Source organism: [Bacillus] caldolyticus (genome assembly GCF_003595605.1).
Lineage (GTDB): Bacteria > Bacillota > Bacilli > Bacillales > Anoxybacillaceae > Geobacillus > Geobacillus thermoleovorans.
The window spans coordinates 1,106,525-1,120,523 of the sequence record NZ_CP025074.1 but is presented as its reverse complement, the minus strand read 5'-3'; the positions used below and the strand labels follow the sequence as shown (position 1 = coordinate 1,120,523).

Annotated in this window: 11 protein-coding genes and 5 pseudogenes; 8 read left to right on the top strand and 8 right to left on the bottom strand. The window is 42.8% G+C overall.

Translation table 11 applies throughout. The annotated features are described in order from the left end of the window. Nucleotides 1-63: 63 nt before the first annotated feature. Complete coding sequence (locus CWI35_RS05840; protein ID WP_119877580.1) at nt 64-867, bottom strand: hypothetical protein; 804 nt, start codon at nt 865-867, stop codon at nt 64-66. Between the two features lie 151 nt (nt 868-1,018). Here CWI35_RS05840 and CWI35_RS05835 point away from each other — a divergent pair, with 151 nt between their 5' ends. After that, nucleotides 1,019-1,213 carry a helix-turn-helix domain-containing protein gene (locus tag CWI35_RS05835; protein ID WP_041264267.1) on the top strand — a complete coding sequence of 65 codons (195 nt, stop codon included), beginning with the start codon at nt 1,019-1,021 and terminating at the stop codon, nt 1,211-1,213. Nucleotides 1,214-1,543: 330 nt separating this feature from the next. Further along, nucleotides 1,544-2,518, top strand: a complete 975-nt coding sequence (locus CWI35_RS05830; protein ID WP_119877579.1) for a hypothetical protein — start codon at nt 1,544-1,546, stop codon at nt 2,516-2,518. Nucleotides 2,519-2,566: 48 nt separating this feature from the next. On the opposite strand, the gene CWI35_RS05825 is transcribed toward CWI35_RS05830, so the two are convergent. The 3 genes from CWI35_RS05825 to CWI35_RS05815 form a co-directional block, all read right to left on the bottom strand. Continuing rightward, nucleotides 2,567-3,247: a helix-turn-helix transcriptional regulator gene (locus CWI35_RS05825; RefSeq protein ID WP_119877578.1), complete on the bottom strand. Its 681-nt coding sequence runs from the start codon at nt 3,245-3,247 to the stop codon at nt 2,567-2,569. Between the two features lie 256 nt (nt 3,248-3,503). Continuing rightward, nucleotides 3,504-4,112 carry a hypothetical protein gene (locus tag CWI35_RS05820; RefSeq protein ID WP_119877577.1) on the bottom strand — a complete coding sequence of 203 codons (609 nt, stop codon included), beginning with the start codon at nt 4,110-4,112 and terminating at the stop codon, nt 3,504-3,506. A gap of 543 nt (nt 4,113-4,655) precedes the next feature. Further along, nucleotides 4,656-5,825, bottom strand: a complete 1,170-nt coding sequence (locus tag CWI35_RS05815) for an IS256 family transposase (protein ID WP_119877576.1) — start codon at nt 5,823-5,825, stop codon at nt 4,656-4,658. A 234-nt stretch (nt 5,826-6,059) separates the two neighbouring features. On the opposite strand from CWI35_RS05815, the pseudogene CWI35_RS18235 reads away from it, so the two are divergent. Next, nucleotides 6,060-6,180 (top strand): annotated as a pseudogene (locus CWI35_RS18235) (SpoVR family protein); the annotation flags it as partial. Between the two features lie 492 nt (nt 6,181-6,672). On the opposite strand, the gene CWI35_RS05810 reads toward CWI35_RS18235, so the two are convergent. Further along, nucleotides 6,673-6,999: a tyrosine-type recombinase/integrase gene (locus tag CWI35_RS05810; protein ID WP_240432150.1), complete on the bottom strand. Its 327-nt coding sequence runs from the start codon at nt 6,997-6,999 to the stop codon at nt 6,673-6,675. Nucleotides 7,000-7,227: 228 nt separating this feature from the next. Next, nucleotides 7,228-7,548 (bottom strand): annotated as a pseudogene (locus tag CWI35_RS05805) (ISL3 family transposase); the annotation flags it as partial. 153 nt (nt 7,549-7,701) lie between these two features. On the opposite strand from CWI35_RS05805, the gene CWI35_RS18540 reads away from it, so the two are divergent. Then, nucleotides 7,702-8,265, top strand: a complete 564-nt coding sequence (locus CWI35_RS18540) for a DUF6431 domain-containing protein (RefSeq protein ID WP_042382861.1) — start codon at nt 7,702-7,704, stop codon at nt 8,263-8,265. Nucleotides 8,266-8,407: 142 nt separating this feature from the next. After that, nucleotides 8,408-8,821, top strand: a pseudogene (locus CWI35_RS05795) (helix-turn-helix domain-containing protein); the annotation flags it as partial. 151 nt (nt 8,822-8,972) lie between these two features. Here CWI35_RS05795 and CWI35_RS05790 read toward each other — a convergent pair. Beyond that, nucleotides 8,973-10,340: an ISLre2-like element ISGsp3 family transposase gene (locus CWI35_RS05790; RefSeq protein WP_119877575.1), complete on the bottom strand. Its 1,368-nt coding sequence runs from the start codon at nt 10,338-10,340 to the stop codon at nt 8,973-8,975. Between the two features lie 147 nt (nt 10,341-10,487). On the opposite strand from CWI35_RS05790, the pseudogene CWI35_RS05785 reads away from it, so the two are divergent. Both CWI35_RS05785 and CWI35_RS05780 read left to right on the top strand, forming a co-directional pair. Next, a pseudogene (locus tag CWI35_RS05785) lies at nt 10,488-11,378 on the top strand (DDE-type integrase/transposase/recombinase); the annotation flags it as partial. Further along, a complete protein-coding gene (locus tag CWI35_RS05780; protein ID WP_011230283.1) occupies nt 11,371-12,171 on the top strand; it encodes an ExeA family protein in 801 nt (266 codons plus the stop codon). The pseudogene CWI35_RS05785 and the gene CWI35_RS05780, both read left to right, overlap by 8 nt. Before the next feature lie 215 nt (nt 12,172-12,386). Here CWI35_RS05780 and CWI35_RS05770 read toward each other — a convergent pair. After that, nucleotides 12,387-13,259 (bottom strand): annotated as a pseudogene (locus CWI35_RS05770) (ISL3 family transposase); the annotation flags it as partial. A gap of 171 nt (nt 13,260-13,430) precedes the next feature. Here CWI35_RS05770 and CWI35_RS05765 point away from each other — a divergent pair. After that, complete coding sequence (locus CWI35_RS05765; RefSeq protein WP_033016350.1) at nt 13,431-13,985, top strand: DJ-1/PfpI family protein; 555 nt, start codon at nt 13,431-13,433, stop codon at nt 13,983-13,985. Nucleotides 13,986-13,999: the final 14 nt, after the last annotated feature.

Genomic DNA, 13,999 nt, shown 5'->3' with positions numbered 1-13,999 from the left:
TTATCTGTAGATTTTATTGGTTCTTAAAAAGAACTACTGTTTATTTCGCTTTCTTCTGGTGAATTAGATTCGGTTATTTTTTTCTTTTTGTCTTTGTCTTCTTTTACGAACTCGGTAAGTGTTTTCACAAGTGCTTCTCTTGCGACCAAGTCGGGGTGGGCAAAACTTTTGTGATTCGTGTACGACCTCAAAAATGGAGTTACATTCTTCGCATCTTCTAAGAGGTTTTTTATTTAATACAGCATTCATAAGTTGAAAGTATGCCACTTCGAACAGATTTTTAAAGCGAATGCATAATGATATTTTTTCGCCATACGACTCTATGCTTTCAGTCCAGCTACGTTTACTGTTCAGTACAGTTGCGATTATCTGCTTAGGATCTTTTGTTTCAGTAGATACTACTTTTCCATCAACAATAAAGGAAAAGTTGCGTTGTATTGGTTCATTGTTTAAGATGTAATACCATAATGAAAGCAAATCGCTAAATTGAGCCAATTCCTCAAAAAAATCTAATGTGTCCATCTCAGTTATGGCTATCAATTCTTCCGTACAATTAGTAGAAGTTGACTTACTTATTCCTAGAGGTAATCCGTAAATTTCGATGAATTTCATTAGGTCTTTCTCATTTTGTATTTTGGCTAATTCAACGTACAGATTAGGAGTATGGAGTAAAGGATTGAATGAAGAAAATTGATGTAGAGATATGTTTGTGTCCTTTACACGAATCATAACTGTGTCGAATGGCGAATAGAGAACAGGTTCAGACTGAAGACGACCCAACTCCTCGGTCGAAAGTTGTTTAAGTGACAGTGCTTCATACATTTTAGGAAGAACAGCAAACTTTGTTAAACATACAACATTTTGCATACAGAATCTCCTTTCGTATGTGGACAATCAGAAAAAGGGATTGTCAAATAATTTTTTGTTTGCTATGATAATTACATAATAACAATTGTACTCCACAAAATCAATATTTTATGGAGTATATATATTATATTTACGGAAGGAGTTGATTCTAATGGCGTTAAACAAACCACTAACTGTAAAAGATGTTGCGGAGCTATTGGGGGTGTCCACTGACGTTGTGTACGATATGGTACGAAAAAAGAAGATCCCACATTTCAAAGTAGGGAATAGGTTAATCCGTTTTCAGGCTTCTTCAATTCAGCAGTGGATGAATGAACAAGAACAAAAAAGCTATCATGCCTCTTAAAACACCTCGAAATAATTCCTCCATTAAAACAACATCCACAACTGTTCAATTCAACTTTTATAATTCCCAAACTATTACAAAAGTAAAGCGTTAAACCTACAATAGATTTACCGCTGTATGAAATTGTTGTTTAAAACTTTCATAATTTCTTTACAACCATCTATGATATAAAAGTTCAAAAATTCATCGCATTATAGCAACGGGCTTTCAATGCGAATTGTAAATAAATAAATATAATGGGGCTGGGAACAAAAAATTGAAGTGAAGCCTTTGTCGTGTAAAGAAAAATCTGTTCCCAGGTCCCAATGTTAAAGAAGGGGAGATATAGGTATGATTCACACATTTAAAGTGTATTTTCCACTTGATTATGAAGAGGTACGAGATTTGCAAAAACGATTTAATATTTCGTACAAGGATGTAAATAAACTATTTGAGGGAAAATTTAGAGGAGTCACGATTGCTATTAGCAATAGAGGAAACGGAAAATGGAAGTTATACATGGTTGTAGATGCTATAAAACTGTTAAACAAAACAGATTTAACAGATAGCGATTATTCGCAATTAGAAAAACAGATAAGATTTATTCTGTGGAATATCCTTGGGCATTCGTCTTGCTATAAGGAACACGTGTTACTGAGGATCGATTATCGTTATGATGTTGTTGTACCCAATGAACATACACGGCAATTGTTGTTAGACCTTTACAAAAAATTGACAAGATGCTATCGTTTTCAAAAAAAGCACTTGGGATTTCTTGATGATAAAGGTGCATACCACCCTTATAAGACAACGGTTTATCATTCGTCAAATTCCGTTGAATCAATTGTATACTTGAAAGATGAAGAGAGAAAAGCAAAAAACGAAGAACCAGAATGGTATGAAAAAAATGTAATTAGATTCGAAGTACGTTTGCTGGAGGGTCATCTCAATTATATGTCAAATAAAAGTATCAGTCCCCGTCCTAAAAAAATTGCAGAGTATTTTAAAATTGACTTATATAAAGAATACTTTGAGAAGTATCTTTTTTCCATTTATCCCCAAGAGGATTTTTATAAACTAGATGAGTCAAGAAAAATCATCAGGAGCTCCTCACTTTCCCCAAAAAATAAAGAAAAACTCATTGATTTCCTCAAAAAGGTTTCTTCATTTGATATAGATACACCGCTCAAATATATGTCAAAGGGCACATACAAAAAGCGTTTAAAGTCTTTAAAGAAACTGGGTATTAATCCTATTCCTATCCCCAAAAATTACCCTGGTGCTCCTAGTGTCGTTAAAAATCCCCTCAGTCGATTTCCACTGTAGAACAAGTAAATGCTGTGTAAAAACATAAAAGGAGACTATATGGTCAAACTATTCGATCACATAGTCTCCTCTTTTTGGAAAATAATAAGGTGTAAATCTTTTCCCAATTGGGATATATACTTTCTTGAATCGTTTATCTATATCAGACTGTAATTGTATTTTTGCAATTCTTCTTAATCGGTTGGCGGAAATTCCTTTATATTTTTCGTCTTGTTTCAAACCGTCATAACGTGTTTGGAGTTCGCTTTTTTGTAAATTACTAACTATTTGTTTATACTCTTTCTTTGTTACATATCTTTTTTCTACATTGTCGTAGTATTCGTATTTCCCATTTTTTATAGCTAACTTCTTCCCTGTTGTATTGTATATCTTACCATCTATTGTATTAAAATAAAGCGTTTTTCCCTCCTCATCAGTAGCATAGTGATACCAATCTTCTGGTTTTAGAGGAAATAACTTTTCTACTGGATAATTAAGTACATAAGCAATTTTTAAAGCTTTATCAATACTTGGATTTGATTCACCATATATGATTTCATTCAAATTTTGTTTTGAAATACCAGTGATCTTTTGTAAATCCGATACACTTATGCCAACTTGTCTTATTAGGAGTTGGAGATTATTTTCTTTTACTTTGCTTTCCACCAAAAAATAATCTCGTTCTTTAAAAAATTCTTCAATGTTTTCTATCCAAAGTCCTTCGTCATAAGGGTTATTCAAGATAAACATAACGACCTCCTAAGATGTTAGTGACAATCAGGAAATGTACAGTTTGACAATTAGGTATATGCATCTATTTTTCATATAGATGTGTAATAGCGGTCATGATGGGGCATGATAGGCTATCTTGCTTGCAAAATGATACAGCTTGCTCTTTTGCGTAGGATCATGCCCCATAAGACTTCCGTCCAAGTAACCGTGATGTATGAGTTATGGATACTCTACGTTTTTTAATGTCGAAAACACCAAAGATAAGATATGTTTTTTACTTCTCTGCTTCTTTGATTGTGTTATTATTCTGCATGATCATAATGAAATTTTTTTTCAACCATTTATCTAATGCATTGTTGTTATAGGCTTCAATAAAGGTTTTAAAATCTTCTGGAATATCATTGTCCTGTGGATATAAACGTTCAGCCCCAAAATACAAGAAAAATTCTTTATAAAAAATTCCATATCTTTCAAATATATTAAGGTTCATTGCATAGAAGACGATGGATAATTTATTTCTAAGGTATTGCAAAAGCTTTTCTCTTTGTGCACAGTGCGCCTCAGTCACACGTATTATTGGGATGCAATATTTTACTTGGAATTTCCATTTAATATACTCATTTATCCTGATAAGCCGAGTTATCCGATTATCCACAGTACGATGAAATTTAGCACGCTCATTTGGGAAAGCAAAGTGATGTTTTTCTTCCACTTCGATTAATGCTATTGGATTACTACGTTCCAAGACAGCATAATCAAATTGAAGCACATTAATATTCCTGCAATTTTGGTTTGTATAGCATGCTCTAATTGTGACATCACCATAAGGATGAACAACTTCTTGAAGTATTTCTCCTACAATATATTCCAATCTTTTGTTCATAGCTGTTTCCTCCTTCAAATATTTTTGTGTTATCCATATTTAACCTTAAATAACATTTTTATACTACATTTTTAAAAATTTATGTATAAAGGTCAGAATTATGGTCAACAATAATAGGTTTGTTGACTATAGACAACAAATTTATTACTATTTGACCATTTAATAAATAATGGCATAATCAATCAACTACCTTGAACAATAAGTCATTCAACATTATCATGACCGCCATAACAAAGGATGCTTTATATGAAGTACTAAAAAATATGTATAAAAACAAAGAGCCGATAGCGGCTCTTTTGTTGTCTCATCGTCTATATTTGTTCATGAAATCAATCAACGCTTGGGAGATCAAGTCTTGCAATTTGTATTGAGGATAGTTTTCTGGGTACCGTCAAGAATTTTGTGTAATGTAAATGGGGTAGGGTTTCTCTGAAATGGATTTGAATTGATAGGGGACTGATTTTCTCCACACAAGAGACTGAATATTCAGTCTCTTGTGTGGAAAGGGAGAATCCCCTTATTTTGTTTATTTACAATATTTGGTTAACAATAACGTTCTTCAAACATTCGTTGAAGAGCTTCATGCGCTTCGGCAAATCCTCGTAACTTTCTTCCTGCCCATTTCTCGTTAAAATCTTGAATCGTCAAATACACGATTTTTTCAGCGGCTTCTAAACTGCTCAAACTGTTCATCGGCTTTAGACGTTTCCGAATTTCCTTGATCGTTCGTTCGATGGCATTGGTCGTATAAATCACACTTCGAATACTGCTTGGATAATCCATAAATGTAAGGAGGACATCCAACTCATTGGCCCAAGATTGAACTTCTCTTGGATATTTGCTGGACCATTTCGACTCAAACTGTTGAAACATTTGTAACGCCATCTCCTTATTCGGCGCGCGATAAATCAGCTTGAGATCCTCGGCCACTTCGAATTGGTCTTTTTTCCGAACACGATGGAGCGTGTTGCGGACTTTGTGAACGACACAACGCTGCACATCGGCTTTCGGATAAACCGCCTTAAAGGCTTCCTCCAACCCCGGTAGTCCATCGAAGACGCCCAGAAGCACTTCCTTTACGCCCCTGTTGTATAGTTGTTGAAGAATCTCCTGCCATACATAGGCGCTTTCTTGTCCTCCCACGAAGAAATCCAGAATTTCTCGATACCCTTCTTCATTCACTCCTAACACCACATAAATGACTTCTTTCTCTACCGTATCGCGGCGAAGTTTCACGTACAAGCCGTCCAAATATAAGACAGAATAACGTTTGGATAGTGGACGATGGTGCCATTTCTCGATGTCTTCTTTCACGACATCGGTAATACGGCTGATCGTCGCTGGAGAATAAGCATTTCCTAGAATTCGTTCGATAAACTTGCCAATTTCCCGTGTACTCATGCCACTTTGATACATCCTAATGATGGCTTCCTCCAGCCAGCCGGTGTGGCGTTGATAAGGGGCAAACAACTGTGTTTGAAATTCCCCGTTTCGGTCTCTTGGAACCAAAAGACCCTCAATCCGGCCATATTGCGTATCTAGATTTCGCTGATAGTAGCCGTTTCTCATATTCGGCGTTCCAGCCTGTTCGATTTCGAGGAAATGTTTGATTTCTTCCCGCATAATCAGCTCTAATTTTTCCTTCACAAACTGACGAATGACACTTTCCAGTTGATTTGCCCAGTCGGCATTCGGTATACTTCTTTTAGACATAGGTAGGGTACTCCTTTCTCTAAGATTTTTGGTCCAATCAGAGAATACCCTACCTTTTTTCTTTTGTTCTAGCAAAATGCTTTACACAAACTTTTATACATCATCAGCTTGGTAGAAAAATATAAATTTGAATTGGAATTAATAGAAAATAAAATCGAACAAATTCGTATAGACTTATTTCAATTGAATAATCAGGAAGCACAAACTGGGGTAGAGATGACTTAAGTACCTTAGATAAACGAAGGCTGGACGGCGTATTGGTATCAACGGATTTTACGGAAAATGGAATCTAACGAGCGACGAGACGATTGAATTTGCGAAATTAAATGCCAAAGTCGTTCAGCCATCTCGTACAGGTTTTTATTGTTTAACCAAAGAAACATAGAAAATCATCAAAAGTTCATATCGATTAATAGAGATTAACAGAATGTATGAAAAAAGTTTCAGTTTTAAATGAGATGAAATAGATTTATGATGCGATGTGGCATGAAATGCATTTCTCTATACATAAAACGAACAACTAACAACGACAGAAATACAGGAATTTATCAGTTGGGGACACGTTGGGGACACAATCTTACATTTTACCTCTGAATTGCTCAAGTTACATCCTAAATCAAAAAGGTAAATACTTGATATATAAAAGTTTCTCCGACTGATTGAATCTAAACTTAAAATACTATCGCACCTTGACAGGGTGGAGGTCGCTGGTTCGAGCCCAGTCGGAATCACTAAAGTGAGAGGCTTGAAATCCTTGTGTATCAAGGGTTTCAAGCTTTTTCGTTTTATTGGCAATTGTATTAAAATCTCCGTGATTTAAAAACTTGCACAAAACTTGCACCTTTAGTTAACTAAAGGTTTTTGACTCTGTTTTAAGAAGGGCATTTTCAAATTTCTCTGCCGCTTGTTCTTGTAAATCATCACTGACATGTGAGTATAAATCTAAAGTTATACCGACGCGGGAATGCCCCAAGCGCTCGCTAACCACTTTTGGATTTTCGCCTTGCTGCATTAAGATGGTTGCATGTGTATGCCGCAAATCATGGAAACTTATACGTGGCACATTTGCTTCTTCGATCAAGCGATAAAATTGTCGCAACAAGTTTCGTGGATCAAGAGGTTTTCCGTCATCAGTGCAGACAATTAAATTGTTATCTTGGTATTGAATACCCAATTTCTCCTTCTGAAATTCTTGTTTTTGTTTATGTTTTTTGGGTCTTCACCATTTTCTGTGATTTCTACTCAATCCTAGAGACATGTTAGCTGGATGAAATAGGTTCATCAGTCAGGATCCTTCTTCCGCATACAGACCACGAAGTTGGTAGAATGGAAACAGTCAAGTGCTTTCCTTGACGGGTTCCATTCTACCAACTATCATACCGATAGCGGAAGAAGGGAGCGCTTAGGCAGCCTGACTACCTGTAGTGTTCCCTGTACACTCCAGAAATACACGCAAACGAAACCGTTCTAGATTTCGATAGCCATATGCCCGGCGTTTGATGTTTTTGATCTTGTGATTCGTCCCCTCGATTCGGGCATTCGTATATGGGCACAAAAAGTAGGAAAGAATAGGCTCCTTCCACCTTTCAAGCGTGTTGGCTGCTTCCTGAAAAGAAGCAAAAGGGCTCTGTTTGGCTAACTGAATCCATTCTTCCAAGCGTTCCTTTGCTTCATTATATCCATCGGTTCGGTAAAAATCCCGAAACAACTCTTTCAGATCATAAGTGTAAATTATCATTTTATTTCAGCACAAAACGCCCATTTTTTTGCACATTCTTTCAGAAAGCCCTCTCCCCTTTTCTGAAGGAATGTGCTAAATTTTTTGTGAATTGTTTCGGACAAAGATTTCCATTCGTTTCAATGAGGGGGAGGAAGTGTGATCCAGTTTCACGACTTTGGCATTGACATTCAAACGTATACGGATCGTGGGAAAGGGAACGATTTTCCCGACGTGAACCAATGCCCCCACTGTCCATCCCGCCGCCCCTTGCATCGTCACGGATACTACCAACGCTATGCGTTGACGGCAGAGGGGGAGTATCACCTTTGGATCGCACGATATCGCTGTCAAGAGTGTCGCAAAACCGTGAGTGTGCTGCCTTCTTTCCTCCTCCCGTATGTTCAATATACACGATCGGTTATTTGGCAAGCGGTCAAAGCATGGTTCGAAACGCCAAGGCAAGGAGCGAAGACCAAACAGGTTGTTTTTCCCACCAAGGAGGTCATCTTGTTTTATGTCCGACGATTTTTACGGAATCTCTCTCGCTTGCATCACGCGGCGGCGAGAAGGTGGGGGATCATCGGCCCTGTAGGGAACGCAAGAACAGAACGGGCGGTTTGGTGGATGCAGACCTTGGAGGGACGGGGGGTGGGCTCGATCATCCAAGACCTGTGGACAAACGAGAGGTGGCATCCGTTTGCGGATCAAATTACTTCCTGATTTTCTACTTAACACCAAAAATGGAGATGGTTGATGTTCCCACAAACCCTTCCTCTCGACGAATCTCGAGCCGTTTCGTAAGATAGGGGGTAGAGGGGACCGGGACGGTCCAACATCACAGGGAGACAGGGAGGAGATCCGGATGGATGAATCGATGAGACACGACATCGCGCTGTTTCGGTACGGGCTGATCGCTCCGTTGGTGAATGGCCAGGTGGAGCCCAAAGCGTATTTGAATGAGGTGGGCGGGCGAGTGCACTCGATTCCCCATCAAGGGGACAAACCCATTGCGGCGAAGACGATTCTGGATTGGTGCGCCCGATACAAAAAAGGGGGCTTCGACGCCTTGAAGCCGAAGCGCCGTTCGGACCGCGGCCGCTCCAGACGTCTGTCCCCCGATGATGAGGATCATATTCTAGCATTGAGGAAGGAACATCCCACCATGCCCGTGACCCTATTCTACGAACAACTCACCAAGCAGGGGGACATTCCCACCACCCTCTCATACTTTACTATATACCGATTGTTGAAAAAACACAACCTGGTGGGAAAAGAAGAGTCAGTCAAGACTTTGTGGAGAACATTTTTTCGGTTCACTACGGGCGTTGTCAATCACTAGTTAGCGAACCATTTTCAGGAATTGATATCGTAAGCGCTTTCGGACTCTCATCCCTCATCTTGAAGTGATGATATTGTATTCCATTTTTTTACACCCAACCAAAATCCCGAAGCGCCGACAACGCTTGATGGATCGGCGTCCCGGATGACCGCTGCAGACACGGTAGATTCTGACGCACCACATCTGCCCACAACCGTCCTGCCTTCCGTTTGGCCTGTTCAACCCGCTTGGACTTCGTCGAGGCCGAGGCTGCCGTTCGGGTCTCTTCTTCCTCCACCAACTGCCCATTTCTCCGCCAAATCCCGTCGATTCGGGCTGCCATCGCCCTCAGAAACGCCCGAAGCCCTTGGTCTTTCCAGCTGCGGCGGGATTTCACCCGATGCGCAAACCGGCTCATCACGCTCTCGGCGTGGCCCATCGGACGCATGCCGGTCGTCTCCACCCCTTGCTCCGACAGCCACTCCCGATAGTCCCGGATGCATCCCGGCATCGACTCGATCCGACGGATCATGGCAACCATCTGCTTCTCTTTCGCTTCGTCCTCCAACGTGCCGACCGCGCTGTTCAGCTCCACGAGAAGCCCCTCTTCGTCTTGTTTCGCCAGCTTCTTCCGCACCTCCCGCCAACGCGGATGGCCGGACAGACACTGACGCAGCTCCCGCGCCACATGAAATCGATCCAGCTGAAAGCAGGCTCGCTTTCCAAAATACTCCCGGCAGGCTGTGATCCACGACGCCGCGTCGCCGTTGATGATCAAAAGGTCCCGGCACGGGTCATAGGCATATTCGTTCATCAGCCACTCTTCAAACCGTTCCCACACGTCTCCCGCCCCTTCATGGAGGTAGTGGCGCCGGTTCACGAGCTCGAGCTGCGAACCGTTTCGTTTCCATCCCTCGTGAACCGCCAGGATTTTCTCTTCTTTCGCCCGTTTCCCTTTCCCCTGGCGGGAAATGAACAGCCCATCCGCCTCCACAAATAGCACTCGGCCGTGCCGTTGGGAAACAGGGTGGTGCAGCGAGACAGGGGCCTCCAGCACCAGTTGGCGAATCGCCTCGTGGCTTAGGACCGCATACCCCACGATCGACTCCAACGTACGGGCCGCTTTGCGGTAGGAAGAGCACTCTACGGCCAACTCGACCGCCGTTTCCTCGAGGCAAGGGCTGATCGACTGCGCTCCATCAAAGCCCAGTTCGGCATCCAGCAAGAAGGTATAGTTCCCCGTTTGCCGGTCATAGTAGTCGTTCCGTCGAAACGTCACTTCTCCAAACAGCGTTTGGATCGTAGTCGGCCGTTTGTCTTTCAGCTGATACCGGCGCTTGTCCCGCGCTTCCGCCAGTTGTTGATCAATCTCCTCCAAAAGGGCCGCCAACAAGACAGCGAACACCTTTTGAAGAGTTCTGACTAATTGTTCCTCCAGCTCTTTTAATAAAGGCCATTCTGTGGTAAGATGTTTCATGGACTCTCTCCCTCCTGTTTTCGGTTGATGTTGACAATCACCATCATAGCAGGGAGAGAGTCCTTTTTGCATGACATTTGCTTTTTTCTACCGCGCTTCGCTTGGTGGCCCCGACGAGCGTCGCGAACAAAAGTTCGCAACCCTCGTCGGGGAATCATTCCTGAATGTCACCCACAAATATTTTACTCACACGGAAAAGAAATCTTGCCGATGCCGGAGCGAAAGCGTTTTGCGTATGACCAGATCAATGAGCTATGGCAAGGGGACTTATCCCATGGACCCACGATTCGCGTCCATGGGAAAGCCCAGAAAACGTTTTTGATCGCGTATATCGATGACTGCTCGCGGTTAGTGCCATATGCCCAATTTTTCCCTTCGGAGAAGTTTGACGGGCTGCGGATCGTCACGAAGGAAGCGGTGCTTCGTTGCGGGAAGCCGAAACGCATTTACTCGGACAACGGGAAAATTTATCGGTCCGAGGTGCTGCAGTATGCGTGCGCCGAGATGGGGATTACACTCATCCACACCCAGCCGTATGACCCGCAAAGCAAGGGAAAAATCGAACGGTTCTTCCGCACCGTACAGACACGGTTTTATCCACTGTTGGAGCTGAATCCGCCGAAATCGCTTGACGAGTTGAACGAGCGTTTTTGGAAGTGGCTTGAAGAGGAGTATCATCGAAAACCGCACGCCTCACTGGACGGAAAAACGCCGCATGAGGTGTTTCAATCGCAAGTGCATCTCGTGTCGTTCATCGAAGATGGCGATTGGCTGGATGCGATTTTTCTGAAGCGGGAGCAACGCAAGGTCAAAGCCGATGGAACGATCACCTTGAACAAGCAGCTGTATGAAGTGCCGCCCCGGTTCATTGGGCAATCGATTGAACTCCGCTATGACGAACGGGGCGTCTATGTGTACGAAGATGGAAGGAAGGTGGCGGAGGCCGTTCGGGTTCGTTTGGAGGACAACGCCTATGTAAAACGCCATCGGTCCCCGTTTGCGGCGATTCCGGCGAAGGAGGGAGAACACGGTGTATAAATCGTTTTACTCCCTTTCGCGGGAGCCGTTTGCGAAAGAAACAGACCCGTCCGAGGCGTATCAAGGGGCGCCGTTTCAGGAAGCGTTGCGGGCGCTGGAGTACGTGAAACGAACCCGGGGGATCGGGCTGTTGATCGGAGAGCCAGGGGCGGGCAAGACGTTCGCCCTTCGGGCGCTGAAAGAGTCATTGAATCCATCATTGTATCATGTCGTCTACTTTCCGTTATCCACCGGAGGCGTGATGGATTTTTACCGTGGTTTGGCCTTGGGATTAGGAGAGGAACCGAAGTACCGCAAGGTAGACCTCTTCCGCCAAATCCAGCAGGCGATCGAGCGATTGTATCATGAACGGCGGATCACGCCGGTGTTCATTTTGGACGAGATGCATTTAGCGAAGGATGCATTTTTACAGGACATCGCGATCTTGTTCAACTTTGAGATGGATTCGACCAACCCATTTGTCTTGATTTTGGCCGGGCTGCCCCATTTACAGGGGAAGCTGCGGCTCAATCAGCACCACCCTCTCGATCAGCGGATCATCATGCGATACCGGATGGGGCCGCTGGAGAGGGAAGAGGTGGCGGGCTACATCGAGCATCGGATGAAACAGGCCGGGGCGAAGCATCCGATCTTCACTCCATCGGCGTTAGAGGCGATTGCCCTGCAGTCGCGGGGATGGCCTCGGGTGATCAACACGTTGGCCACGACGTGCCTGTTATACGGGTATCAGCTGAAAAAGGACGCCATTGACGAAGAAGTGGTGCGCATGGCCGCAGAGGAAATGGGGTATTAGCACGAAAGGGGCCGAATCGGCCTCTTTTGTGCTTTCACTTTTCCATTTTCCATCGGTCCATCAGGCGCGCTGGAAATCTTCATCTGAAAGAGCGTGCAAACGTTCCGAAAGAATGTGCAAAATCCGGAACAATCCGCAAAAATTTTGCACATTATTTCAGAATCCATCTGAAATAATTTGAAAAAGTGATTCTGAAATAATGTGCTAATTTACACATAAGCAATGGAAAGTGCTGGATACTCCTCCAAGATATCGTCTAATCGAAGCCGTTGGTCCTTACGAAGCTTTTCACAGCCTTTTAAGAGAAGATATCGAGCCTTTTTCAATGGAGAAAATTCCTTTCTTGCTTGATCCAAGGCTTGTGTCACTTTTTGAACCACATGGTACTTATCGATGACAATCGAAGCAGATGGAAACAGGGCGCGAACCGCCTTATGATAAGGTCCCCACATGTCAAGAATCACCGTTTGGACCATTTCTTTCGACAGGATATTTTGGCTCAACAAGTTGATGGCGGAGTCACATTGGCGATCGGCATGCATTCCCATGACCGATCCGGCTCTGGCATCCATCAATACAGTTTCATACTGATGTCCCTTTTTTACCGCGATTTCATCTAAACTAAGCACCATTCCTTCTTGAGAAGATGCTTCTATCGCTGTTTGACGCTCTTTTGCTTTTTTCGATGCGATGGAGTAATAAATGCGTTCCAATGTTGTATATGGGATGCGGTGCTTTCGACTAACCTCTTGAATGGTGGTGCCTTCGCAAAGTTCATACAAATACTCACAAAATCGATTGGTGTAATGTTGATTGGGTGGAATCGATTCCAAAGAGGCGGAAAACACTTGAGAACAATTTCAACACCGATAGCGCTTTACCTTTACGAACAAGTACACCGGTTGATGGAAAATCGCCAAATCCCGTACTTTTCTTGTCCGTCTGTCGTGGACAGAGGAAGTGGCAAACCCACAATGAGGGCAACGTTCCTGTGTCTCTGTTTTCTCTACATGAATCGCATAACCATAGGAAAGAAGTTCTTGTTTAATCACTTTAAATTCTGGCAATCCTAGTGGTATAGAAAGCACTTACGAGACCTCCTTAATGTTGATTTCACCGCTAACATTATTGCCAGGATCTCGTCAGTGCTTTCTCTTTTTTGTCACTAAATAACAAAATTTGGTGATGAACCTCTTTTAATTTTTTCCATCTTTGGGTATGATAAAAGTGTAAGTAAAAATAAATAAGGAGGCATGATCATGAGCAAAAAAGTATTGATTGTAACCGGAGATGCGGTAGAAGCGCTAGAAGTATATTACCCATATTATCGTTTACTAGAAGAAGGATATGACGTAACGATTGCCGCGCCGAAGAAAAAGAAATTACAGACGGTTGTGCATGACTTTACTGGCTGGGATACATATGAGGAAAAACAAGCATACCTGATTGAGGCGCATGCGGCGTTTGCCGATATCGATCCAACGCAATACGACGCAATCGTCATTCCAGGAGGACGCGCACCAGAATACATTCGTCTTGATGCGGACCTTCAACGCATTGTTAGACATTTCTTTGAAGCGAATAAACCGATCGCTGCGATTTGCCATGCGTCCCTCATTTTCGAAACAATGCCAGATTTGTTGAAAGGCCGCAGCTTGACTGCTTACATCGCTTGCAAGCCAGGCGTGGAAGCACTAGGGGCAACGTATGTGTCTGACAGCACAGTACATGTCGACCAAAACCTCGTTTCTGCACATGCTTGGCCGGACTTGCCTGGTTTCATGCGCGAATTCATTCGCTTGCTTCAAAAATAATGATCAAATCCCCT

What these genes read in the sequence shown, in the direction of transcription:
- CWI35_RS05840 (WP_119877580.1), bottom strand. Translation starts at nt 867, where the DNA reads ATGCAAAATGTTGTATGTTTAACAAAGTTTGCTGTTCTTCCTAAAATG.
- CWI35_RS05835 (WP_041264267.1), top strand. Translation starts at nt 1,019, where the DNA reads ATGGCGTTAAACAAACCACTAACTGTAAAAGATGTTGCGGAGCTATTG.
- CWI35_RS05830 (WP_119877579.1), top strand. Translation starts at nt 1,544, where the DNA reads ATGATTCACACATTTAAAGTGTATTTTCCACTTGATTATGAAGAGGTA.
- CWI35_RS05825 (WP_119877578.1), bottom strand. Translation starts at nt 3,247, where the DNA reads ATGTTTATCTTGAATAACCCTTATGACGAAGGACTTTGGATAGAAAAC.
- CWI35_RS05820 (WP_119877577.1), bottom strand. Translation starts at nt 4,112, where the DNA reads ATGAACAAAAGATTGGAATATATTGTAGGAGAAATACTTCAAGAAGTT.
- CWI35_RS05815 (WP_119877576.1), bottom strand. Translation starts at nt 5,825, where the DNA reads ATGTCTAAAAGAAGTATACCGAATGCCGACTGGGCAAATCAACTGGAA.
- CWI35_RS05790 (WP_119877575.1), bottom strand. Translation starts at nt 10,340, where the DNA reads ATGAAACATCTTACCACAGAATGGCCTTTATTAAAAGAGCTGGAGGAA.
- CWI35_RS05765 (WP_033016350.1), top strand. Translation starts at nt 13,431, where the DNA reads ATGAGCAAAAAAGTATTGATTGTAACCGGAGATGCGGTAGAAGCGCTA.